Consider the following 25372-nt stretch of genomic DNA (forward strand, 5'->3'; position numbering starts at 1 on the left):
TTCGCGGGTAAACCCGCTCCCACAGGGGGAGCGTCACTGTCGGACACCGAGCATGACGGGGCATCAGGTGATCGGCGCCGGGTTGAACAGGGTGATGTCGTTGTGCAACTTGTGCTGTTCGGCCCAGGTCTGCTTGCGGCCGCTGGCCACGTCCAGGTAGTAGTGGAACAGCTCCCAGCCCAGTTCTTCGATGGTCGAACGGCCACTGGCGATGCGCCCGGCGTCGACGTCGATCAGGTCGGGCCAGCGTTGGGCCAGTTCAGTACGGGTGCAGACCTTGACTACCGGTGCCATGGCCAAGCCGTAAGGCGTGCCACGGCCGGTGGTGAACACGTGCAGGTTCATGCCGGCAGCCAGCTGCAGGGTGCCGCAGACGAAGTCGCTGGCTGGGGTGGCACAGAAGATCAGGCCTTTGCGATTGACCCGCTCGCCAGGGCCGAGCACACCCTGGATGGCGCCGCTGCCGGACTTGACGATCGAACCCAGGGATTTTTCGACGATATTGGACAAGCCGCCCTTCTTGTTGCCCGGCGTGGTGTTGGCGCTGCGGTCGGCCGCGCCTTGTTGCAGGTAGCGGTCGTACCAGTCCATCTCGCGCACCAGGGCGTCGGCGACTTCCTGGTTCTCGGCGCGGGAGGTGAGCATGTAGATGGCGTCGCGCACTTCGGTCACTTCGGAGAACAGCACGGTGGCGCCGGCACGCACCAGCAGGTCGGCGGCAAAGCCCAGGGCCGGGTTGGCGGTGATGCCGGAGAAGGCATCGCTGCCGCCGCACTGCATGCCCAGAATCAGTTCGCTGGCCGGCACGGTTTCACGGCGGCGTTGGTCGAGCTTCTTCAGGCGGGTTTCGGCCAGTTCCATGATCTGCTCGATCATTTCGACAAAACCGAGGCTGGCATCCTGCAGGCGGTACAGCCAAGGCTCGCTGAGGTCCACCGATGGGTCGTTCTCGTGCATCACCTGGCCGGCCTGGAGCTTTTCGCAACCCAGGCTGATCACCAGCGCCTCGCCACCCAGGTTCGGGTTGCGCGCCAGGTTGCGCACGGTACGGATCGGGATGTAGGCATCGCGCGCGTTGATGGCCACGCCGCAGCCGTAGCTGTGGGTCAGGGCAACCACGTCGTCGACGTTGGGGTATTTGGGCAGCAGTTCGCTGCGGATGCGCTTGACCGCGTGTTCGAGCACGCCGGTAACGCATTGCACGGTGGTGGTGATACCGAGAATGTTGCGGGTGCCGACGGTGCCGTCGGCGTTGCGGTAGCCTTCGAAAGTGAAGCCGTCCAGCGGCGGCAGGGGGCAGGCACCGCGTCGCAGCGCGGCAGGCTGTCCAGCTCGGGGGCCGACGGCATGGATAGCTGGCTCTCCTGCACCCAGCTGCCCTGGCGCAGGTCTTCGAGGGCGTAGCCGATAATCTGCCCGTAGCGGCGCACCGGCTCGCCCTTGGCGATGTCCACAGTGGCCACCTTGTGGCTTTGCGGCACACCTTCGATCAGGGTCAGGCCGTCGGCGAAACGGGCGCCTTCGCCCAGGCCACCGTCGTTGACCACGACTACGACATTGTCGTCATCGTGAAGGCGGACGTAGCGGGGCGAGTCGGAGTGTTCGATCAACTGCATGTTGGGGCCCTACTTGTCAGGTTCTCAGGCTTTTGTACGTCCGCCCGCGCACGGCGGCTGCCGGCGCGGGCGTGTTCTTTCAGTGGCGCGAGCTGGCCAGTTCGCCGGTGGCGCCTGGCTCGGCTTCAACCTTTGGGTCGTCGCGCAACTCGATCCGCTTGATCGGGCCGACGATCACCAGGTAGCTGAACACCGCCACCAGCGCGTTGGCACCGACATACACCAGTGCCCACTTGAACGAACCGGTGGCACTGATGATGTAGCCGATGACGATCGGCGTGGTGATCGAGGCGATGTTGCCGAAGGTGTTGAACAGGCCACCGGAGAGGCCGGCGATCTGCTTGGGCGAGGTGTCGGCGACCACCGCCCAGCCCAGTGCACCGATGCCTTTGCCGAAGAAGGCCAGGGTCATGAAGCCCACGACCATCCATTCGGCATCGACGTAGTTGCAGAACACCATGGTGGTCGACAGCAGCAGGCCACAGACGATCGGCAGCTTGCGGGCGAAGGTCAGCGAGTTGCCACGGCGCAGCAGCCAGTCGGAAATCACACCGCCGAGCACCCCGCCAATGAAGCCGCAAACCGCTGGCAGCGAGGCGATGAAGCCCGCCTTGAGGATGGTCATGCCACGTTCCTGCACCAGGTACACCGGGAACCAGGTGAGGAAGAAGTAGGTGATGGCGTTGATGCAGTACTGGCCCAGGTACACGCCCAGGAGCATGCGGCTGGTCAGCAGTTGCTTGATGTAGCCCCACTTCGGCCCTGTGTTGGCGCCGCGTTTCTGGTCCATGTCCACCAGGCCGCCGTTCTGCTCGATGTGTTCGAGCTCGTCCTGGCTGATACGCGGGTGCTGGCGCGGGTTGTAGATGGTCTTCAGCCACACCATCGAGAACACGATGCCGAGTGCACCCATGACCACGAACACGTGCTCCCAGCCGAAGCTGAACACGATCCAGCCCATGATTGGAGCGAACAGCGCAGTGGCGAAGTATTGCGCCGAGTTGAAGATCGCCGAGGCCGTACCGCGTTCCTGGGTAGGGAACCAGGCCGCGACGATGCGGGCGTTGCCCGGGAACGACGGGGCTTCGGCGAAACCGACCAGAAAGCGCAGGGTGAACAGGGTCACGACCGCCCAGGCCACCGGCAGACCGCCGACGAAGCCCTGCAGCAGGGTGAACAGCGACCAGGTGAAGATACTGAAGGCGTAGACGTTCTTGGAACCGAAACGATCGAGCAGCCAGCCACCAGGAATCTGGCCAGCCACGTAAGCCCATCCGAAGGCGGAGAAGATATAACCGAGGGTTACGGCGTCAATGCCGAGGTCTTTCTGCAGGCTGGAGCCTGCGATGGCGATGGTAGCTCTGTCGGCATAGTTGATCGTGGTCACCAGGAACAGCATGAACAGGATCAGGTAGCGCACATGCGTCTTTTTAGTCGCTTGCATGCTGGTAAATCTCCCACTAGTTATTTTTGTGCGGGCTCACGAGTTGTAACCGGAGTGGGGGCAGCCCACTCCGGGTGCGGCAATGGCAGGCCGCAGGGGTCGCTTATTGCGGACCCATCTTGTCCATCAGAGCTGCGAGCATTTCGTATTCTTCGTTGGTCAGGTCGGTCAGCGGGGTACGCACCGGGCCTGCGTCGTAACCGGCGATCTTGGCGCCAGCCTTGACGATGCTCACGGCGTAACCGGCTTTACGGTTACGGATGTCCAGGTATGGCAGGAAGAAATCGTCGATCAGCTTGGCAACGGTGGCGTGATCGTCCTTGGCGATGGCGTGGTAGAAGTCCATCGCGGTTTTCGGGATGAAGTTGAACACCGCCGACGAGTAGACCGGCACGCCCAAGGCCTTGTAAGCCGCAGCATACACCTCGGCAGTCGGCAGGCCACCCAGGTAGCTGAAACGGTCGCCCATGCGGCGACGGATCGACACCATCAGCTCGATGTCGCCCAGGCCATCCTTGTAGCCGATCAGGTTCGGGCAGCGCTCGGCCAGCTTTTCCAGCAGGTCGGCGTTCAGGCGGCAGACGTTGCGGTTGTAAACCACCACACCGATGTTCACCGATTTGCACACGGCTTCGACGTGGGCGGCAACGCCGTCCTGGCTGGCTTCGGTCAGGTAGTGCGGCAGCAGCAGCAGGCCTTTGGCGCCCAGGCGCTCAGCTTCTTGCGCGTATTCGATGGCCTGGCGGGTAGAGCCGCCGACGCCGGCGAGGATTGGCACCGACTTGGCGCAGGTGTCGACGGCGGTCTTGATGATCTGGCTGTATTCGCTGGCAGCCAGCGAGAAGAACTCACCGGTGCCGCCGGCAGCGAACAGGGCGCTGGCGCCATGGGGGCGAGCCATTCCAGGCGCTTGATGTAGCCAGCCTGGTTGAAGTCGCCCTGGGCATTGAAGTCGGTTACGGGGAACGACAGCAGGCCGTGGGAGAGGATGGTTGAGTTCTTGTGGAGTCATTGTTGTAGGCATCCTATGGCGCTTGGGGTGAAGGGTGATGTTCTGCGTTGGAGGTAAGTTATCGTACAACTTGTGCGATGACTAGTCCCTGCGCAGAAATTTTTAGGTGGGGGTGGCTCGTCTCGGGATTTGCGGTGGGGCGTGGATCGCGCGCCGCCCGCGCGGCGCATCGCGAGCAAGGCTCGCTCCTACGTTTGTTTACGGCCAATAACGCCTGTGGCAGGCGCGCGCGACCGCCTTGTTTGTTCAGCTCGATATCGCGCCGTGCGCAAAGCGGTCGCGCGCTTTTCCCGCAGGAATAACTGGCCCGAAACAAACGTAGGAGCGAGCCTTGCTCGCGATGCGCCGCGCGGGCGGCGCGCGGGCGGCGCGCGATCTCCCAGGCGCAGAAAATGTCACGACAACCAATCAGTCATCGTATCTCTTGAAGGGGAGGGAAAAAACGATCGCGGAGACAGGCACAAGCCCGCCGCCCGCTTCCACGGGAAGTATTCTGGGACCAGCAGAGGGTGACCGAGGAAACGGGGGCGACATTGCGCCGCCCGCGATCAAAGCTAACGAAGCTGAGGGTCAGGCCGCCAGGTGGCGGTGGCTGCCCTGGGCCTTGCGGACCTGGGCGCGGCAGGCGTCGCCAAAGGCCTGGAACATCTTGATCGAGTCAGGGTTCTTCGCAGCCTGCCACTCCGGGTGCCATTGCACGGCGAAGAGGAAGGGCGAAATGCTCGGTGCGTGAATCGCCTCGACCAGGCCGTCTTCGGCGTGGGCGATAGGCTCGATGCCTTCACCGAGGTTGCGCAGGCCTGGCCATGCAGCGAGTTGACGCGGATTTCGTCGGTGCCGAGGGTGTCACGCAGCCAGCTGCCCGGCTTGATCTTCACGCTATGGACCTGAGCGTACTGCACGTCCACCGGGTCTTCCGGGTTTTCACGGTGGTCGTTGAAACCAGGTTCTGCGTAGACCTTCTGGTAGATATCACCACCCAGGGCCACGTTGATTTCCTGCATGCCACGGCAGATGCCGAAGATCGGCAGGCCACGCTTGATGGCCGCCTTGACCAGCGGCATGTCGAACAGGTCGCGGTTCTTGTCCTGGCCTTTGCCTGGGGTTTCGTTTTCCTGGCCGTACAGGGTCGGGTCGATGTTGCTGCCGGCACCGGTCAGGTACACGCCGTCGGCCATGTCCAGGTAGGTCTCCAGGTCTTCGACGCCGCAGCAGGTGGGCACCAGTACCGGGACGCAATCGGAGAACTCGACCAGCGGAGTGATGTATTTGTGGGTCATGACCTGGTAGTCATGGCCTTTGCGCTCTTGCATGCCCATGGTCATCAGGACGACGGGTTTGCGCAGGGAGGGTTGTTTGCTGCCAATGTTGCTGTTGGACATATGTCACCTTGAGACAGGTCCGACCTGTCGTTGTTGTGCAGGCGCACGGCCTTGGCCTTGTGTGCTGCCTGAACCCCGAGCACTGCCGGCTCGTCCGAGTCGACGATTCCGGTCGGGGCTTGAGAGATAGATTGCCAGAGCCGTTCGATATGTCAAACGACTGACAGGGGCTTTGGGGGGTTGGGCGCCGAAATTCGGGGGTTAAACCCTTGCGAGCCTCAGGCGGCAAAGGGTTTGGCAGGGGCTTAGGTCAATTATATTTAACGATGCAGTTGGGTCATTGCAGCGGTGCAATGATGGCGGCGCTACTGGCCCTATCGCCGGCAAGCCGGCTCAATGCAGTATCTGCGCTAGAAACGCCTTGGCCCGCGCCGTCCGCGGCTGGCTGAAGAACACCTGCGGCGGGCTGTCCTCGATGATCTGCCCACCCTCCAGGAACAGCACCCGCTCGGCCACCTGCCGGGCAAAGCCCATCTCATGGGTCACGCACAGCATGGTCATGCCCGTGCCGGCCAGTTGCACCAGCACATCCAGCACCTCGGCGACCATTTCCGGGTCGAGCGCCGAGGTTGGTTCGTCGAATAGCATGATCCGTGGCTTCATGCACAGTGCCCGAGCGATCGCCACGCGTTGCTGCTGGCCGCCGGAGAGCTGGTTGGGGTACTTGTGCGCCTGGCTTTCGATGCCGACCTTGCTCAGGTACATCCGCGCGCGTTCCTCGGCGTCCTTGCGCGACAGCCCGCGCACGCTGGTAGGGGCCAGCAGGCAATTGTCGAGCACGCTCATGTGCGGGAACAGGTTGAAGTGCTGGAACACCATGCCGATCTCGCTGCGCACCTGGGCGGCCTGGCGGGTGGTAGCGGCGAGGTCGGTGCCGTCGACCCGTATGGTGCCTTGTTCGGCCACTTCCAGGCGGTTGATGCAGCGGATCAGCGTCGACTTGCCCGAGCCGGACGGGCCGCACAGCACGATGCGCTCGCCTTCGCGCACCTTCAGGTCGATGTCACGCAGTACATGGAAGGCGCCATAGTGCTTGTTAAGGCCATCGATGCTGATCAGCGTCGGGCGCGCGTCGGGTTCAGGGCAAGGCTGGCAACGTTCAGGGGGCGGTCATATTGTTGTTCTCCCGCGTGGGTTCAGTCGAAACGTGCGGCGCTGTAAGGCGCAGGGTCGGTGAATGGGCGTTCGCCGGTGACCAGTTCGGCCAGCAGGCGGCCGCTGACCGGCCCAGGGTCAGGCCGTGGTGGGCATGGCCGAAGTTGAACCACAGCCCTTGTGCCTAGGGGCCGGCCCGATCACCGGGCGCATGTCTGGCAGGCAGGGGCGCCGGCCAAGCCAGGGGCGGTCGTCCAGGCGCTCGCCAAGGGCCGGAAACAGTTGGCGGGCCAGGGCCTCGCAACGCTGCAGCTGGATTTCATTGCCCGGCGCATCGCTGGCGGCGAATTCGATGCCGGTGGTCAGGCGTACACCACGGGCCATCGGCGCCAGTACGTAGCCGCCCTGGGTATCACAGACCGCATGCTCAAGCTGCGCGCCTTCACGGGTGGCGTAGTGCATGTGATAGCCGCGCTTGATGCCCAACGGGATGCGGTAACCCAGCCGCTCATAGACCTGCGCAGACTGCGGGCCAAGGCAGGCCACCACTTCATCAGCGGTAATCGGACCGCGTTGGCTCTCCACTTGCCAGCGCCCGGCCACCTGATTGAGGCTGCGCGCATCGCCATGCAGAAACTGCCCGCCGCGCTGCACGAACAGCGCCGCGTAACCCGGGTGAGGGCGCCGGGGTTGTTCACGGTTTTCGGGTCCAGCCAATGAATGCCACCGACCACCGTACTGTCGAGCTGATGTTCACGGGCCTGCAACTGGCCACGTTCGAGAATCTCGTACTTGAGGCCATAGCGGGCCAGGCCCTTGACCTCGGCCTTGGCCTGTTCGAACAGCGCCGGGTCGCGATACACCTCGATCCAGCCCTTGGCCTGCACCAGCCCCTCGAGGCCGGCTGCGTCGATCAGTGCGTCGTGTTCCTCGACGCAGCGCTGCACCAGCGGCAGCATGTCGGCAGCTGCGCTAGCCAGACGCCCAGGAGACGACTGTTGCCAGTAACGCAGCAGCCACGGCGCGGCCTTGGGCAAGTGCAACAGGCTGTAGCGCACATCGGGCTGGCGGTTCAGGCCATAGCGCAGCAGGGCGCTGAACTGGCGTGGGAAGGCGTAGGGGATCACGCTCGAACGCTCGATCAGGCCGGCGTTGCCGTGGCTGGTGCCGCTGCCGGGTTCGTCGCGGTCGATCAGGATCACCTGGCGACCGCGGGCTTGCAGGTGCAGCGCGGTGCTGACGCCGACGATGCCGGCGCCGAGGACAAGGGTCTGGCAATGCATGGAACGTATCCTTCGGTCAGTTCAAGTGGCGGCCCAGGCGGGCTTCCAGGTGTTTCAGCAGGCGCCGTACCAGTTCCACGATCACCAGGTAGAGCACGGCGGCCCACAGGTAGATCTGGAAGTCGAAGCTGCGCGAGAACGCCAGCTTGGTCACGCCCATCAGGTCGTAGATGGTCACCAGCGAAGCGATGGCGCTGGCCTTGATCATCAGGATCAGCTCGTTGCCCAGCGGGCCGATGGCCACCAGCAGCGATTGCGGCAGAATCACTTTGAAGAAGGTGGTCGAGCGCTTCAGGCTCAAAGCCCGCGCGGCTTCATATTGGCCTGGGGCGACCGCCATCAGGCTGCCGCGGAAGATTTCGGCCTGGTAGGCGGCGGTGTTCAAGGTGAAGGCCAGCAGGGTGCAGAACCACGCCTCGCGGAAGAACCACCACAGCCCGACGTCCTGCCAGAAGCCTTTGAGCGAACCCAGGCCGTAGTAAAGCAGGAACAGCTGCGCCAGCAGCGGCGAGCCACGGAAAAAGTAGATATAGCCAGCGGCATGCGCTGCAGCAGCAGGCTGCGCGACATGCGCGCCAACGCCAGCAGCAGGCCAAACACGGCGCCCAGGCTGAAGGAGATGGCCACCAACTTGGCGGTTACCAGCAGGCCATCGACGAATCGTGGCCCGTAACGCTCCAGCAGCTCGGGATTGAGCACCAGGCCCAGCAGTTGTTCGAAGCTCATGCCCGTGCTCCTTGCAGGTGACGGTTACAGCGCCGTTCGATGAAGGCGAACACCCGCCCTGACAACGCCGAGAACAGCAGGTAGCCGAGGCACGCGACGCCATAGAAGAACATTGGCTCTTTGGTCACGCTGACTGCCAGGTTGGTCTGGCGCATCAGGTCGACCAAAGAAATGGTCGACACCAGCGAAGTGTCCTTGAGCAGCGACAGCCAGTTGTTCGAAAGGCCGGGCAGGGCAATGCGCGTCAGTTGCGGCAGCACCACCTTGAAGAACGCCGTGCGCTTGCCCAGGCCAAGGGCCGAGCAGGCTTCCAGCTGGCCTTTGGGCAAGGTCTTGAAGGCGGCCAGCCAGATCTCGCTGGAGAACGCCGCGAACACCAGGCTGAAGGCGATCATGGCGGCCAGGAAGGTGTTGATCAGGAACTCGCCTTCATAGCCCAGGGCGGCGAGTGTCTTTTGTGCCGCGATCTGGCAGCCGTAATAGATGATCAGCAGGGTGAGCAGTTCTGGCAAACCACGAAACACGGTGGAGAAGGTGGTCGCCCAGGCTTTAGGCAGGCGTTTGCGAGAACGCGCCGCCATGGCACACCCAGGCCCAGGGGCAGGCCGATGGGCAGGCAGGCCAGGGCCAGCGAGACCGTTACCAGGGCACCGGCCAGCAGCGCCTGGCCCCAGCCACCGCTGGCGAAAGACAGCAAGGACAATTGATCGAGCATGACAAACCCCTTGTGTTGACTGGATCGGCCCTATCGCCGGCAAGCCGGCTCCTACAAATGCTGTGTGGGAGCCGGCTTGCCGGCGATGAGGCTCGCTCAGGCAATGCACAAGCCAGCTGTTTGCACAGGAACTGGCCTGAAGATCAGTTATAGATATCGAAGGCGAAGTACTTGCTGGCGATCTTCTTGTAGGTGCCGTTGGCGACGATCTCGGCCAGGGCGGTGTTCAACCGCTGGCGCAGCGCCTCGTCGTCCTTGCGTACGGCAATGGCGGCATCGGCCTTGGTGTCGGCCACATCGCCAAGGATCTTGCAGCAGTCCTGGCCGTTCTTGTTGATCCACTCATGCAGCGGGAATTTGTCGGCGATCACTCCGTCCAGACGACCAGCGGCCAGGTCGGCGTTGGCTTCGTCCATGGTCGGGTAGAGTTTCACATCGGCGCCGGCCTTGGCGTACACGTCCTCGGCATAGATCGCCTGGGTGGACGAAGACTGGGCGCCGACGGTGTAGCCATCGAACTTGGTCTGGGCGTCGTCGATCTTGCTGTCCTTGGCCACGGCGACGGTCAGCGGGTACGGTAATAGTGGTTGGTGAAAGCGATCTTCTTGCGCCGCTCTTCGGTGTCGATCATCGAGGCGACCACGGCGTCATATTTGCGCGCCATCAACGCCGGAATGATGCCTTCCCAGTCCTGGGCCACCAGGGTGCACTCGACTTTCATCTGCTCGCACAGGGCGTAGGTAATGTCGATATCGAAGCCGTGCAGCTTGTTATCGGCATCGACATAGTTGAAGGGCGGGTAGGCGCCCTCGGTGGCGAAGCGCAGGGTCTCGGCACTGGCGGCGCCGCCAGCAGCAGGGCACACGCACCCACCATAGCCATGGTCTTGTTCATCTTGCACCTCTTGCACTCTTGCTATTGTTGTTTGCCCGCCGGCCACGAGGTGTAGCCGACGAACTCGTTATGTAGAGCGGCAGTTGCTTCCAAGCGTCTTTCAACATCCGGCCCGAGCTTCTTGCAGACCTCGTTGACCATCAGGTGCACCCACGACAGCATGGGGGCGGTAGATTCCCAGAACAGATTGAACTCGGTGGGTATGCGGAACACCTCGTCGGCGTGGGCGTCGGCCCAGTCGCAGAAGGTGTCGGTCACCAGGGTGACGGGGATGCCGGCGGCCCGTGCCTTCTGGCACAGCAGCAGGGCGTGACGTGAATATCGGCGGGCCTCGAACACCACCAGGGCGCTTTGCTCGGCGGGCCCGAGCAACACTTCGCCGAAGTGCCCGGCGCTGCCATCGACCTGCTGCACGCCATCGCGCAGGTATTGCAGCAGGTGGGTCATGCACAGGGCGACGCCGCGCTCGGTCTGAAAACCGGCGATAAACACCCGGGGTTTCTGCGCCAGGCGCTGGGCGACCTTGTGCCAGGCGTCGGTCTGGCGGTATTCGTGGACCCGCACCAAGGCAGCCATTTCCAGTTCCAGGCTGCCAGCGGTGTCGCTGGGGTCGTGGTTCTGGCGGTATTCTTGCAGGCGATCACCCACCAGCCACGGGCCATCGCCCAGGTCGCTTTGCAAGTCTTGCTTGAGCGCTTTGAGGTGAGGGTAACCGAGCGAGCGGCAGAAGCGGCCGACACTGGACTCGCTGACGCCCAGCTTGGCGGCGATGCTGGCCGAAGTCTGGAACGGCAGTTCGTGCAGGTTGGCGAGCATGTAGCTGGCGATCTTGCGACCCGAGGCGGCGGCCCCTTGCAGGCTGTTTTCCAGGCGTTGCTTGATCGGTTGGCTCATGCTGCTGCTCCGGTGAGGCGTGAAATAGAAAATGGATGTTTTCTGTCATCAAGTCAATATTTGACAGATAGCTGTCACTTGCAGGAAAGTTTTTGTCGTTGCCAACGCTGTAGCCACTCCAAATCCAATAAAGGAGCTTCAGATGTCCGCACCTTCCACCAGCCCTGTCGTGCGTGTGCCGTTTACTGAACTGCAGGCGCTGTTGCAAGCGATTTTCAGCGCCACGGTTGCAGCGAGGCAGTGGCCGATGTGCTTGCCCACAACTGCGCCAGCGCCCAGCGCGATGGGGCCCACAGCCATGGCGTGTTCCGTATTCCCGGCTATGTCTCGACGCTGGCCAGCGGCTGGGTCGATGGCCGTGCCACGCCCAGGTGACTGACGTTGCGTCAGGTTATGTCCGGGTCGATGCTGGCGGCGGCTTTGCCCAGCCCGCCTTGGCGGCGGCGCGAGCGCTGCTGGTGGAAAAGGCCCGCAGCGCCGGCATCGCCGTGCTGGCGATCCACAATTCACACCATTTCGCCGCCCTGTGGCCCGATGTCGAGCCGTTTGCCGATGAAGGCCTGGTGGCGTTGAGCGTGGTCAACAGCATGACCTGTGTAGTGCCGCATGGCGCACGCAAGCCGTTGTTCGGCACCAACCCCATCGCTTTCGCCGCGCCCTGCGCCGAACATGACCCGATCGTCTTCGACATGGCCACCAGCGCCATGGCCCATGGCGATGTGCAAATCGCCGCCCGCGCCGGCCAGCAATTGCCAGAAGGCATGGGTGTCGATGCCAACGGGCAGCCAACCACCGACCCCAAGGCCATTCTCGAAGGGGGCGCGTTGCTGCCATTTGGCGGGCACAAGGGTTCGGCCTTGTCGATGATGGTCGAGCTGCTGGCGGCGGCCTTGACCGGTGGCCATTTTTCCTGGGAGTTCGACTGGTCAGGGCACCCTGGGGCCAAGACGCCATGGACCGGGCAGTTGATCATCGTCATCGACCCGAGCAAGGCCGAAGGCGAACGGTTTGCCCAGCGCAGCCGTGAGCTGGTGGAGCAGATGCAAGTGGTGGGGTTGACGCGGATGCCTGGTGAGCGGCGTTACCGGGAGCGCGAGGTGGCCGATGAAGAGGGCGTGGCGGTGACGCAGAGTGAGTTGTTGGAGCTTCAGAAAATGATTGTGTGAGCGGGAATACGGCTTGGGTCTTCTGATTTTGTTGGGATCGCGCGCCGCCCGCGCGCATCGCGAGCAAGGCTCGCTCCTACGTTTGTTTCGGGCCAGTAACGCCTGTGGCAGGTGCGCGCGACCGCCTTGTTAGTACGATTCGATATCACGTCATGCGCCAAAACGGTCGGGCGCGAATCCCGCAGGAATAATTGGCCCGAAACAGACGTAGGAGCGAGCCTTGCTCGCGATGCCGCGGCGGCGGCGCGCGGTCCAAAGGGCGAAAAAGCTCTCTCGCCATGCAATCTTGCATAGACAACCTTGCACAATAGTGGATGTTCCTCGGCGCGGACTCCGGGTATCCTCAGGGCAGCCTTTCCGAACTGTCCTGATCCAAGGAGCTGCACGCTGTGTTCAAACATGTCGATGCCTATGCCGGCGACCCGATCCTCTCGTTGATGGAAACCTTCAAGGCCGACCCGCGCGCCGACAAGGTCAACCTGAGTATCGGCCTGTACTACGATGAGGCCGGCGTGGTGCCGCAACTGGCGGCGGTGGATGCGGTGGAAAAACGCATCGCCGGCCAGGACCACGAAGCCTCGCTGTACCTGCCGATGGAAGGCCTGGCCAGCTACCGCCAGGCCATCCAGGCGCTGCTGTTCGGCGCTGACCACCCGGCCGTTACCGGCAAGCGCGTGGCCACCGTGCAGACCGTCGGCGGTTCCGGCGCGCTGAAAGTCGGTGCCGACTTCCTCAAGCGCTACTTCCCAGGCTCTGAAGTCTGGGTCAGCAACCCGACCTGGGACAACCACCGCGCCATCTTCGAAGGTGCGGGTTTCAAGGTTCACACCTACCCGTACTTCGACCAGGCCACCCGTGGCGTGGACTTCGCCGGCATGCTCGCCACCCTGCAGACCCTGCCGGAAAACAGCATCGTCCTGCTGCACCCGTGCTGCCACAACCCCACCGGCGCTGACCTTGAGCAGAACCAGTGGCAACAAGTGGTGGAAGTGGTCAAGGCGCGCAACCTGATCCGTTCCTCGACATCGCTTACCAGGGCTTCGCTGAAGGCCTGGTGGAAGATGCCTACGCCATCCGCGAAATGGCCCGCGCCGGCGTACCGTGCCTGGTCAGCAACTCGTTCTCCAAGATCTTCTCGCTGTACGGCGAGCGGGTAGGGGCCTGTCGGTGGTCTGCGACGACGAAGCCACCACCCAGAGCGTGCTCGGCCAGCTCAAGGCCACCGTGCGTCGCAACTATTCCAGCCCGCCCAACTTCGGCGCCCAGCTGGTGGCCGGCGTGCTCGGCGATGCGGCCCTGAACGCCCAGTGGGCGGCGGAAGTCGAAGTCATGCGCAAGCGTATTCTCGAGATGCGCCAGGCGCTGGTCGATGCCCTGGCGGTGCTGCTGCCGGGCCAGGACTTCCAGTTCTTCCTGCGCCAGCGCGGCATGTTCAGCTACACCGGCTTCAGCGTCGAGCAGGTGCGTCGCCTGCGTGACGAGTTCGGCGTGTACCTGATCGACAGCGGTCGGGTGTGCATGTCGGGCCTGCGTCCGGCCAACCTGCAACGGGTTGCCGAAGCGTTCGCCGCCGTCCAGAAGTGATGTAGCCTGGGCCGCTTTGCGGCCCTTTGGGAGCGGGTAAAACCGCTTCCACACCCTCCGTGTGCAACCCGTCTGTACACACAAGTGCAACCGTCCCTCGGGCGGGGCTTCCCCAAGTGCAACCTTTGCAGGCACAATCGCGCCCCTCTTCCCCGGTTGAGTTGGGCGAATCGTCTATTTCGCCATTCTCAGCCTGTTGCAGTCTTGCGAGTGGAGCTTCACCCGGAATGAATGAGCAGGCCCCAAGCGTTGAACAACGCTTTGCAGAATCGACCCCGCCACCCTCGGCAGCTGGTCGCGTCACGATACCACCTGGATGCTGGCCTGTTCGGCACAGCCATTGGCGCCGGAACCTTGTTCCTGCCGATCAACGCCGGCCTTGGCGGCTTCTGGCCATTGCTGGTGCTCGCCGTACTGGCGTTCCCCATGACTTATTTCGCCCACCGTGGCCTGACCCGTTTCGTGCTGTCCGGGCGCAGCGGTGGCGACATCACCGAGGTGGTCGAAGAACATTTCGGCATCAAGGCCGGCGCGCTGATCACCGTGCTGTACTTCTTTGCCATCTTCCCGATTCTGCTTATCTATAGCGTGGCGCTGACCAATACCGTCAGCAGCTTCATGGAGCACCAACTGCACATGGCTCCACCGCCACGGGCGATCCTCTCGTTCGTGCTGATTCTCGGGTTGCTGGCCATCGTCCGTTGCGGCGAGCAGGCCACGGTCAAGGTCATGAGCCTGCTGGTCTACCCGTTCATCGTCGCCCTGGCGCTGCTGGGCCTGTACCTGGTGCCGCACTGGACCGGCGGCATTCTCGACAGTGCCAACCAGGTACCGTCGGGTTCGGCCTTCCTGCACACCTTGTGGCTGGCGATTCCGGTAATGGTCTTCTCGTTCAACCACTCGCCGATCATCTCGGCGTTCGCGGTCGACCAGAAGCGTCGCTACGGCGAGCACGCCGATGAGCGCAGCGGCCAGATCCTGGCTCGCGCCCACCTGCTGATGGTGGTCATGGTGCTGTTCTTCGTCTTCAGTTGCGTGCTGACCCTCAGCAGCGCCCAGCTGGCCGAGGCCAAGGCGCAGAACCTGTCGATCCTCTCTTACCTGGCCAACCACTTCAGCAACCCGACCATCGCCTTTGCCGCGCCGCTGATCGCCTTCATCGCCATCGCCAAGTCGTTCCTGGGCCACTACATCGGCGCCAGCGAAGGCCTTAAGGGCATCATCGCCAAGGCCGGCATGCGCCCAGGTGCCAAGGCGCTGGACCGCGTGGTCGCCGCACTGATGCTGGTGGTGTGCTGGATCGTTGCCACGCTCAACCCGAGCATCCTGGGCATGATTGAATCCCTCGGTGGCCCGATCCTCGCGGTACTGCTGTTCCTCATGCCGATGTACGCCATCCGTCGCGTGCCGTCGTTGCGCAAGTACAGCGGTGCGCTGTCCAACGTCTTCGTCGTGGTCGTTGGCCTGGTTGCACTGACTTCGGTGGTATACGGCCTGATGGGCTGATTCCCCGAGGTAAATAAGAAATGTCCGGGTGGTCTGTGGCCATCCGGACATTTTTTTGTCCACAAGAATTGTCTGGCAATAAAACAATTTCTTCTTCCCCCATAGGCACCCGGCTGCCTTCATGCTTAACTCAGTGTCCTTTTCAAACCCCGTATAAGGATTACGTTCATGGCTCAAGTGACTCTCAAAGGCGGCCCGGTTCAGGTAAACGGCGAGCTGCCAAAAGTCGGTGCCAGGCACCTGCTTTCTCGCTGGTCGCTGGCAATCTGGCTGACACCTCGCTGAAGGACTTCGCCGGCAAGCGCAAGGTGCTGAACATCTTCCCAAGCGTCGACACCCCGACCTGCGCCACTTCCGTGCGCAAGTTCAACGCCCAGGCCAACGATGTCGCCAACACCGTGGTGCTGTGCATCTCCGCCGACCTGCCGTTCGCTCAGGCGCGTTTCTGCGGTGCCGAAGGCCTGGAGAACGTGAAGAACCTGTCGACCCTGCGCGGTGGCGAGTTCCTGCAGAACTACGGCGTTGCCATCGCCGATGGCCCGCTGGCCGGCCTGGCCGCCCGTGCCGTCGTAGTGCTGGACGAGAACGACAAGGTGCTGCACAGCGAGCTGGTTGGCGAAATCGCTGACGAGCCGAACTACGGCGGCGCTGGCTGTCCTGAAGTAAGGGTTTCGCAGGGCAGGGCAGGCCTTATGCAGCCCGTGCTGGCCCTATCGCCGGCACTGATAGCGGAACTCCCCAGCCTGCCTCCGCTCCAAGCAACACCTTGAAAACGCCCGGAACACGTTCCGGGCCGTTTTCATTTAAAGTTCAGCATCTTGGCAACGTCAGCCAAAGGTAAACCTCTGGTAAAGGGCCTTTGCTAAAACGATGCCAGTGCTTATCGTTCAAACTCTCCAAGCCGTCCTTTTCTGAACAAGGTTCGTTCAACCCATGCAAGCTTCCGTCTCCCGTTCTCCCCGTCGCTGGCTGTCGGCCTGCTGATCCTGCTGCTGGTGGCTGCACTGGCCTGGTGGCTGTGGCCCGCAGCGACGCCTGCGCACAAAGAAGCCAGCGGCGCGGCGCGGCGGCAAGGGCATGGGCATGGGCGGGCGCCCTGGTTTCGGTGCTTCCACCGACCCGGTGCCGGTGCGTGTCGAGCCGGTGCGGGTTGGCGATTTCCCGCTCTACTACAAGGCCCTGGGCACGGTCACCGCGACCAACACGGTCAATGTGCGTAGCCGGGTGGCGGGGAACTGGTGAAGATCCACTTCAAGGAAGGCCAACAGGTCAAGGTCGGCGACCTGCTCGCCGAAATCGACCCGCGCAGCTACCGCATCGCCCTGCAGCAAGCCGAGGGAACCCTGGCGCAGAACCAGGCGCAGTTGAAGAACGCCCAGGTCGATCTTGCCCGTTACAAAGGGTTGTACGCCGAAGACAGCATCGCCAAGCAGACCCTGGACACCGCTGAAGCCCAGGTTGCGCAATTCCAGGGGTTGGTGAAGACCAACCAGGCGCAGGTCAACGATGCCCGTCTGAACCTCGATTTCACCCAGATCCGTGCGCCGATCAGCGGCCGCGTCGGCCTGCGCCAGCTTGACTTGGGCAACCTGGTCGCCGCCAACGACACCACCGCCCTGGTGGTCATCACCCAGACCGAGCCGATCAGCGTCGCTTTCACCTTGCCGGAAACCGAGCTGAGCACGGTGCTCGAGCGTTACCGCAGTGGCGCCAGCCTGCCGGTCGAGGCCTGGGACCGTAGCGACAGCAAATTGCAATCCACCGGTGTGCTGGGCAGCCTGGACAACCAGATCGACACCACCACCGGCACCCTGAAGTTCAAGGGCCGTTTCGAGAACAAGGACCAAGCCCTGTTCCCCAACCAGTTCGTCAACGTGCGCCTGCTGGCCGACACCCTCAAGCAGGTGGTGCTGGCGCCGGCCGCGGCCATCCAGTTCGGCAACGACGGCACCTTTGCCTACGTCGTCAACGCCGAGAACAAGGTCAATATCCGCAAACTCAAGGTGGGCGCCAGCGACGGCGAGCACAGCGTGATCCTCGAGGGCCTGGCCGCGGGTGACCGGCTGGTGCTCGAAGGCACCGACCGCCTGCGCGAAGGCACCAAGGTGGACGTGGTGGAAGACAGCTCGCAGGTCCCCACCACCCCTGGCCAGCACCTGCAGGGCCAGGATGCCAAAGGCTCGGCCCAGGCGGGTGAAGCAGGCAAGGCGGGCGCATGAACCTCTCGCGCCTGTTCATCCTGCGCCCGGTCGCAACCACGCTGAGCATGCTGGCCATTGTTCTGGCCGGCCTGATTGCCTACAAATTGCTGCCGGTCTCGGCGTTGCCCCAGGTTGATTACCCGACCATTCGGGTCATGACCCTGTACCCCGGTGCCAGCCCCAGGTCATGACCAGTGCCGTCACCGCTCCGCTGGAGCGCCAGTTCGGCCAGATGCCGGGCCTTACCCAGATGGCCTCGACCAGTTCCGGCGGCGCTTCGGTGCTGACCTTGCGCTTCAGCCTGGACATGAACATGGACGTCGCCGAGCAACAGGTGCAGGCCGCGATCAACGCCGCCAACAACTTGCTGCCCAGCGACCTGCCGGCACCGCCGGTGTACAACAAGGTCAACCCCGCCGATACCCCGGTGCTGACCCTGGCCATCTCTTCCAAGACCATGCCGTTGCCCAAGCTCAACGACCTGGTCGACACCCGCGTGGCGCAGAAAATCGCCCAGATCAGCGGCGTGGGCATGGTCAGCATCGCCGGTGGCCAGCGCCAGGCGGTGCGCATCAAGGTCAATGTCGACGCTCTGGCCGCCAACGGCCTGAACCTCGAAGACGTGCGTACCCTGATCGGCGCCTCCAACGTCAACCAGCCCAAGGGCAACTTCGATGGCCCGACCCGGGTATCGATGCTCGACGCCAACGACCAGCTGCGTTCGCCCGAGGAGTACGCCAACCTCATCCTGGCCTACAACAACGGTGCGCCCCTGCGTCTGAAGGACGTCGCCGAGATCGTCGATGGCGCCGAGAACGAGCGCCTGGCCGCCTGGGCCAACGAGAACCAGGCCGTGCTGCTGAACATCCAGCGCCAGCCGGGCGCCAACGTCATCGAAGTGGTCGACCGGATCAAGCAGATGCTGCCATCGATCACCGACAACCTGCCCGCTGGCCTGGACGTTTCGGTGCTGACCGACCGCACCCAGACCATCCGTGCAGCGGTCAAGGACGTGCAGCATGAGCTGCTGATCGCCATCGTTCTGGTGGTGATGGTCACGTTCGTGTTCCTGCGTCGCGTCAGTGCAACCATCATTCCGTCGATCGCCGTGCCGCTGTCGCTGATCGGCACCTTCGGCGTCATGTACCTGGCCGGTTTCTCGATCAACAACCTGACCCTGATGGCCCTGACCATCGCCACCGGTTTCGTGGTGGACGATGCCATCGTCATGCTGGAGAACATCTCCCGGCATATCGAAGAAGGCGAAACGCCCATGCAGGCGGCGCTCAAGGGCGCTCGGCAGATCGGCTTCACCCTGATCTCCCTGACCTTCTCGTTGATCGCGGTGCTGATTCCGCTGCTGTTCATGGCCGATGTGGTCGGCCGACTGTTCCGCGAGTTCGCCATCACCCTGGCGGTGGCCATTCTGATATCGCTGGTGGTGTCGCTGACCCTGACCCCGATGATGTGCGCGCGTCTGCTCAAGCGCGAACCCAAGGAAGAAGAGCAGGGCGCTTCTACCGTGCCAGCGGTGCCTGGATCGACTGGCTGATCGAGCACTATGGTCGTGGTCTGCAGTGGGTGCTCAAGCACCAGCCACTGACCCTGCTGGTGGCCGTGGCCAGTCTTGCGCTGACGGTGGTGCTGTACCTGGCCGTGCCCAAGGGCTTCTTCCCAGCCCAGGACACCGGGGTGATCAGGGTATTTCCGAGGCGCCGCAATCGACGTCGTTCGCCGCCATGAGCGAACGCCAGCAGGCCCTGAGCAAGGTGATCCTGCAAGACCCAGCGGTGCAGAGCCTGTCGTCCTACATTGGTGTGGACGGCGACAACGCCACGCTCAACAGCGGCCGCTTGCTGATCAACCTGAAACCTCACGGCGAACGTGATGTCACTGCCGCCGAGGTCATCAGCCGCCTGCAGCCTCAGCTCGACAAGCTGGTGGGTATTCGCCTGTTCATGCAGCCGGTGCAGGACCTGAGCATCGAAGACCGGGTCAGCCGCACCCAGTACCAGTTCAGCCTGTCCTCGCCCGACGCCGAGCTGCTGGCGCAGTGGAGCGGCAAGCTGGTCCAGGCCCTGCAGCAGCGTCCAGAACTGCAGGACGTGGCCAGCGACCTGCAGGACAAGGGCCTGCAGGTATACCTGGTGATCGACCGCGACATGGCCAGCCGTCTTGGCATCAACGTGTCGCAAATAACCAATGCCTTGTACGACGCCTTCGGCCAACGGCAGATCTCGACCATCTACACCCAGGCCAGCCAGTACCGCGTGGTGCTGCAGTCCCAGACTGCGGCCAGCATCGGCCCGCAGGCGCTGGAGTCGATCCACGTCAAGCTCGCCACCGACGGCGGCCAGGTGCGGCTGTCGGCACTGGCGCGCATCGAGCAGCGCCAGGCCCAGCTGGCGATTTCGCACATTGGCCAGTTCCCGGCGGTGATGATGTCGTTCAACCTGGCCCACGGCGCGTCCCTGGGCGAGGCGGTGAAGGTGATCGAGCAGGTGCAGCAGGAAATCGGCATGCCGATTGGCGTGCAGACCCGCTTCCAGGGCGCTGCCGAAGCGTTCCAGGCCTCGCTGTCGAGCACCTTGCTGCTGATTCTGGCCGCCGTGGTGACCATGTACATCGTGCTGGGCGTGCTCTACGAGAGCTATATTCACCCGGTGACCATCCTATCGACCCTGCCGTCGGCGGCCGTAGGGGCCTTGCTGGCGCTGATCCTCAGCGGCAACGACCTAGGGATGATCGCCATCATCGGCATCATCCTGCTCATCGGTATCGTCAAGAAGAACGCGATCATGATGATCGACTTCGCCCTTGAAGCCGAACGCAACCAGGGCATGGCGCCGCGTGACGCGATCTACCAGGCGGCGCTGCTGCGCTTCCGGCCGATCCTGATGACCACCCTGGCGGCGCTGTTCGGTGCCGTACCCTTGATGCTTGCGACCGGCTCCGGCGCCGAATTGCGCCAGCCCTGGGCCTGGTGATGGTTGGCGGCCTGCTGGTCAGCCAGGTGCTGACGCTGTTCACCACGCCGGTCATCTACCTGTACTTCGACCGCCTGGCACGCCGCTGGCGCCCGGCCACTGACGCGAAGCAGGTCGAGGCATGAATCTGTCCGGACCTTTCATTCGCCGGCCGGTGGCGACCATGCTGCTGAGCCTGGCGATCATGCTGCTCGGTGGCGTCAGCTTCGGCCTGCTGCCGGTATCGCCACTGCCACAGATGGACTTCCCGGTCATCGTGGTGCAGGCCAACCTGTCCGGTGCCAGCCCCGAGGTCATGGCGGCTACCGTCGCCACGCCGCTGGAGCGCAAGCTGGGCACCATCGCCGGCGTCACCACGCTCACCAGTAGTTCGAACCAGGGCTCGACCCGGGTGATCATCGGCTTCGAGCAGGGCCGCGACATCGATGGCGCGGCGCGCGAAGTGCAGGCGGCGATCAACGCCACCCGCAACCTGTTGCCCAGTGGCATGCGCAGCATGCCCACCTACAAGAAGATCAACCCGTCGCAAGCGCCGATCATGGTGCTGTCGCTGACCTCGGATGTGCTGCAGAAAGGCCAGCTGTATGACCTGGCCGACACCATCCTGTCGCAGAGCCTGGCGCAGGTGAGCGGGGTAGGTGAGGTGCAGATCGGCGGCAGTTCGTTGCCGGCCGTGCGCATCGCGGTGGAGCCGCAACTGCTCAACCAGTACAGCCTGTCGTTGGACGAAGTGCGCACGGCAGTGGCCAATGCCAACCAGCGCCGACCCATGGGCTTCGTCGAGGATGCCGAACGCAACTGGCAGGTGCGGGCCAACGACCAGCTGGAAAAGGCCGCGGATTATGAGCCGATCGTGGTCCGGCAACAGAATGGCACCATTCTGCGCCTGTCCGACGTGGCAACCATCACCGATGGTGTGGAGAACCGCTACAACAGTGGCTTCTTCAACGACCAGAGCGCGGTGCTGCTGGTGGTCAACCGCCAGACCGGCGCCAACATCATCGAAACCGTCGACCAGATCAAGGCGCAACTGCCGGCCCTGGAGTCGCTGCTGCCAGCCAGCGTCAAGCTGAACGTGGCCATGGACCGTTCGCCGGTGATCAAGGCCACCCTCAAGGAGGCCGAGCACACCTTGCTGATTGCCGTGGTGCTGGTGATCCTGGTGGTCTACCTGTTCCTCGGCAGCCTGCGCGCTTCGCTGATTCCGACCCTGGCGGTGCCGGTGTCGCTGGTGGGCACCTTCGCGGTCATGTACCTGTGCGGGTTCTCACTCAACAACCTGTCGTTGATGGCGCTGATTCTGGCCACCGGCCTGGTGGTGGACGACGCCATCGTGGTGCTGGAGAACATCTCCCGGCATATCGAGGAGGGTGAGTCGCCGATGCGCGCCGCGTTCCTGGGCGCCAAGGAAGTGGGCTTCACCTTGCTGTCGATGAACGTCTCGCTGGTGGCGGTGTTCGTCTCGATCCTGTTCATGGGCGGCATCGTGCGTAACCTGTTCCTGGAGTTCTCGGTCACGTTGGCGGCGGCGATCATCGTCTCGCTGGTGGTTTCGCTGACCTTGACTCCGATGCTCTGCGCCCGCTGGCTCAAGGCGCAGCACAGCGAAAAGACCCGTCTGCAAGGCTGGAGCGATCAACTCCACCAGCGCATGGTCAATGTCTATGATCGCAGCCTGGGCTGGGCGCTGCGTCACAAGCGCCTGACCCTGATCAGCCTGCTGGTGACCATCGGCGTCAACATCGCCCTGTATGTGGTGGTGCCCAAGACCCTCATGCCGCAGCAGGATACAGGCCAGCTGATGGGCTTCATCCGCGGTGACGACGGCCTGTCGTTCAGCGTGATGCAGCCGAAGATGGAGATCTACCGGCGCGCCTTGCTGGCCGACCCCGCGGTACAGAGCGTTGCCGGGTTCATCGGCGGCAACAGCGGTACCAACAATGCCATGGTGCTGGTGCGCCTGAAGCCGATCAGCGAACGCAAGCTCAATGCCCAGCGGGTGATCGAGCGTTTGCGCAAGGAAATGCCCAAGGTGCCGGGTGGCCGGCTGTACCTGATGGCTGACCAGGACCTGCAGTTGGGCGGCGGTGGCCGCGACCAGACGTCGTCGCAGTACCTCTACACCTTGCAGAGCGGAGACCTGGCGGCGCTGCGCGCATGGTTCCCGAAAGTCGTCGCAGCCATGCGTGCACTGCCAGAACTGACCGCCATCGACGCCCGCGACGGCTCGGGCACCCAGCAGGTGACCCTGGTGGTCGACCGTGACCAGGCCAAGCGCCTGGGTATCGATATGGACATGATTACCACGGTGCTCAACAACGCCTACAGCCAGCGGCAGATCTCGACCATCTACGACAGCCTCAACCAGTACCAGGTGGTGCTGGAGATCAACCCGAAATACGCCTGGGACCCGACCACGCTGGAGCAGGTACAGGTCATTACCACCGATGGTGCCCGGTACCGCTGTCGACCATTGCCCGGTACGAGAACAGCCTGGCCAACGACCGGGTCAGCCATGAGGGGCAGTTCGCCTCTGAAGACATCGCCTTCGACGTCGCCGAAGGCTACAGCCCCGACCAGGCCATGAGCGCGGTGGAGCGGGCGGTGGCCAAGGTCGGCCTGCCCGAAGAGGTGATCGCCAAGCTCGGCGGTACCGCCGATGCCTTTGCCAAGACTCAGGAAGGCCAACCGCTGATGATCCTCGGCGCTCTGGTGCTGGTGTACCTGGTGCTGGGCATTCTGTATGAAAGTTACATTCACCCGCTGACCATTCTCTCGACCTTGCCCTCGGCCGGCGTAGGTGCCTTGCTGGCGCTGTACGCCACCGGCGGCGAGTTCAGCCTGATCTCGCTGCTGGGGTTGTTCCTGCTGATCGGGGTGGTGAAGAAGAACGCCATCCTGATGATCGACCTGGCCTTGCAACTTGAGCGCAACCAGGGCCTAACGCCGGAAGAGTCCATTCGCCGTGCCTGCCTGCTGCGTCTGCGGCCGATCCTGATGACCACTCTGGCGGCCATCCTGGGGGCTTTGCCGCTGCTGCTCAGCCGCGCTGAAGGCGCCGAAATGCGCCAGCCCCTGGGCCTGACCATCATCGGTGGCCTGGTATTCAGCCAGGTCCTGACCCTTTACACGACGCCGGTGGTCTACCTGTACCTCGACCGCCTGCGTCACCGTTTCAACCGTTGGCGCGGCGTGCGCACCGACGCCGCCCTGGAAACCCCGCTATGAACTTTGCCCAGACACCCCTTCACAGTGCCCTGCAATTGCTGACCCGTGGGCGGGCTCACGCCTGGTTGGCGCGGGGTTGTGCGCGGTGCTGCTCAGTGCCTGTACCTTGAGCCCCGACTACCACCGCCCTGAGCTGAGCACCCCGCCCAGTTCAAACAGGCAGAAGGTTGGACCCAGGCCAAGCCGTCCGATGCCATCGCCCGCGGGGCATGGTGGGAAATTTATGGCGATGCTGGGCTTAACGCGCTGGTCGAGGAACTCAACCGCAGCAACCAGACTGTCGCCCAGTCCGCAGCCCAGTACCGCCAGGCCCAGGCCCTGGTTCGTAGCAGCCGTGCTTCGCTGTTCCCAAGCCTTGACCTGAGCACCAGCAAGAACCGCTCGGCGCAAGGTACCGGCAGCAGCAGTTCGAGCCTGTCCAACAACAGCAGCGGCATCCGCAACACCTACAATGCGCAGCTCGGGGTGAGCTGGGAGATCGACCTGTGGGGCAAGCTGCGGGAAACCCTCAATGCCAACGAGGCCAGCGCTGAAGCCAGTCTTGCCGACTTGGCGGCGATCCGCCTGAGCCAGCAATCGGAACTGGTGCAGAACTATCTGCAACTGCGGGTCATCGACGAGCAGAAACGTCTGCTGGAAGCCACGGTGGCCGCCTATGAGCGGTCGTTGCGGATGAACGAAAACCAGTACCGCGCTGGCGTGGCCGGCCCCGATGCGGTGGCCCAGGCCCGTACCCAGCTCAAGAGTACCCAGGCCGACCTGATCGACCTGGCCTGGCAGCGCGCCCAATTCGAGAACGCCATCGCGGTGCTGATGGGCAAGGCCCCGGCCGAATTCAGTCTGGCGGACAGCAAGTCGATTCCGTCACTGCCGGACATTCCGGTATCGCTGCCCTCGCAATTGCTGGAGCGCCGCCCAGACATCGCTTCGGCCGAGCGCAATGTGATGGCGGCCAACGCCAATATCGGCGTGTCCCGCGCGGCGTACTTCCCCGACCTGTCCTTGAGCATGAGCGGTGGCTACTCCAGCAGCAGCTTCAGCAACTGGATCGAGCTGCCCAACCGCTACTGGTCGGTAGGGCCATCGCTGGCCATGACCCTGTTCGATGCTGGCAAGCGCAGCGCCGAAGTGGACCGCACCGTGGCCGTGTACGACCAGACCGTGGCGCAGTATCGGCAGACCGTGCTCGATGGCTTCAAGGAGGTCGAGAACTACCTGGTACAGCTCAAGGTGTACGCCGACGAAGCGGTGGTGCGCCAGGAGGCACTGGATGCCGCGCGGGAGTCGCTGCGCCTGACCGAGAACCAGTACCGCGCCGGGCTGATCGGTTACCTGGACGTGGTCAACGTGCAGACCACGGCGTTGAGCAACGAGCGCAGCGTACTCAACTTGCTGCAGGGGCGGTTGGTGGCGAGTGTGCAGTTGATTGCCGCGCTGGGCGGCGGCTGGAATGCCGATGAGGCGTTCGCCCAGCAGGAGTGACAGAGACCCCATCGCCGGCAAGCCGGCTCCCACAGATATTGCAGGGATCTTGAGAGCGGTGCGGTCCATGTGGGGGATACTGGCTTGTGTTGGCTGTACCGGCCCCATCGCCGGCAAGCCGGCTCCTACAGGTACTGCAATGATCTTGAGAGCGGTG

Annotated in this window: 3 protein-coding genes and 15 pseudogenes; 8 read left to right on the top strand and 10 right to left on the bottom strand. The window is 63.5% G+C overall.

Annotated elements, in window-relative coordinates; genetic code table 11:
- Positions 1-63 precede the first annotated feature (63 nt).
- The 10 genes and pseudogenes from garD to PspTeo4_RS06135 form a co-directional block, all read right to left on the bottom strand.
- Positions 64-1616: pseudogene (gene garD / locus PspTeo4_RS06085) on the bottom strand (galactarate dehydratase).
- A gap of 79 nt (positions 1617-1695) precedes the next feature.
- Positions 1696-3060 (bottom strand): MFS transporter, encoded by a 1365-nt coding sequence (locus PspTeo4_RS06090; RefSeq protein WP_322362844.1) that lies wholly within the window; start codon positions 3058-3060, stop codon positions 1696-1698.
- 103 nt (positions 3061-3163) lie between these two features.
- Positions 3164-4072, bottom strand: a pseudogene (gene kdgD / locus PspTeo4_RS06095) (5-dehydro-4-deoxyglucarate dehydratase).
- A gap of 570 nt (positions 4073-4642) precedes the next feature.
- A pseudogene (locus tag PspTeo4_RS06100) lies at positions 4643-5454 on the bottom strand (gamma-glutamyl-gamma-aminobutyrate hydrolase family protein).
- Between the two features lie 333 nt (positions 5455-5787).
- Positions 5788-6513, bottom strand: a complete 726-nt coding sequence (locus PspTeo4_RS06105; protein WP_322364801.1) for an amino acid ABC transporter ATP-binding protein — start codon at positions 6511-6513, stop codon at positions 5788-5790.
- 174 nt (positions 6514-6687) lie between these two features.
- Positions 6688-7832 (bottom strand): annotated as a pseudogene (locus PspTeo4_RS29785) (FAD-dependent oxidoreductase).
- A 16-nt stretch (positions 7833-7848) separates the two neighbouring features.
- Positions 7849-8558: pseudogene (locus PspTeo4_RS06120) on the bottom strand (ABC transporter permease).
- Positions 8555-9273 (bottom strand): annotated as a pseudogene (locus tag PspTeo4_RS06125) (ABC transporter permease). Before PspTeo4_RS06125 ends, PspTeo4_RS06120 begins: the two co-directional pseudogenes overlap by 4 nt.
- A gap of 143 nt (positions 9274-9416) precedes the next feature.
- Positions 9417-10167: pseudogene (locus tag PspTeo4_RS06130) on the bottom strand (transporter substrate-binding domain-containing protein).
- Positions 10168-10188: 21 nt separating this feature from the next.
- Positions 10189-11061 carry a MurR/RpiR family transcriptional regulator gene (locus PspTeo4_RS06135; RefSeq protein ID WP_322362846.1) on the bottom strand — a complete coding sequence of 291 codons (873 nt, stop codon included), beginning with the start codon at positions 11059-11061 and terminating at the stop codon, positions 10189-10191.
- 142 nt (positions 11062-11203) lie between these two features.
- Here PspTeo4_RS06135 and PspTeo4_RS06140 point away from each other — a divergent pair.
- The 8 pseudogenes from PspTeo4_RS06140 to PspTeo4_RS06175 all read left to right on the top strand — a co-directional run bounded on the left by PspTeo4_RS06140 (position 11204) and on the right by PspTeo4_RS06175 (position 25215).
- Positions 11204-12227 (top strand): annotated as a pseudogene (locus tag PspTeo4_RS06140) (Ldh family oxidoreductase).
- Between the two features lie 389 nt (positions 12228-12616).
- Positions 12617-13811, top strand: a pseudogene (locus PspTeo4_RS06145) (aromatic amino acid transaminase).
- Between the two features lie 227 nt (positions 13812-14038).
- Positions 14039-15317 (top strand): annotated as a pseudogene (locus tag PspTeo4_RS06150) (serine/threonine transporter).
- A 168-nt stretch (positions 15318-15485) separates the two neighbouring features.
- A pseudogene (gene tpx / locus PspTeo4_RS06155) lies at positions 15486-15967 on the top strand (thiol peroxidase); the annotation flags it as partial.
- Between the two features lie 283 nt (positions 15968-16250).
- Positions 16251-17536, top strand: a pseudogene (locus tag PspTeo4_RS06160) (MdtA/MuxA family multidrug efflux RND transporter periplasmic adaptor subunit).
- Positions 17533-20630: pseudogene (locus PspTeo4_RS06165) on the top strand (MdtB/MuxB family multidrug efflux RND transporter permease subunit). Before PspTeo4_RS06160 ends, PspTeo4_RS06165 begins: the two co-directional pseudogenes overlap by 4 nt.
- A pseudogene (locus PspTeo4_RS06170) lies at positions 20627-23733 on the top strand (efflux RND transporter permease subunit). The pseudogenes PspTeo4_RS06165 and PspTeo4_RS06170 overlap by 4 nt, the downstream one beginning before the upstream one ends.
- Positions 23730-25215: pseudogene (locus PspTeo4_RS06175) on the top strand (efflux transporter outer membrane subunit). Before PspTeo4_RS06170 ends, PspTeo4_RS06175 begins: the two co-directional pseudogenes overlap by 4 nt.
- Positions 25216-25372: the final 157 nt, after the last annotated feature.

It is taken from the genome of Pseudomonas sp. Teo4, assembly GCF_034387475.1.
Lineage (GTDB): Bacteria > Pseudomonadota > Gammaproteobacteria > Pseudomonadales > Pseudomonadaceae > Aquipseudomonas.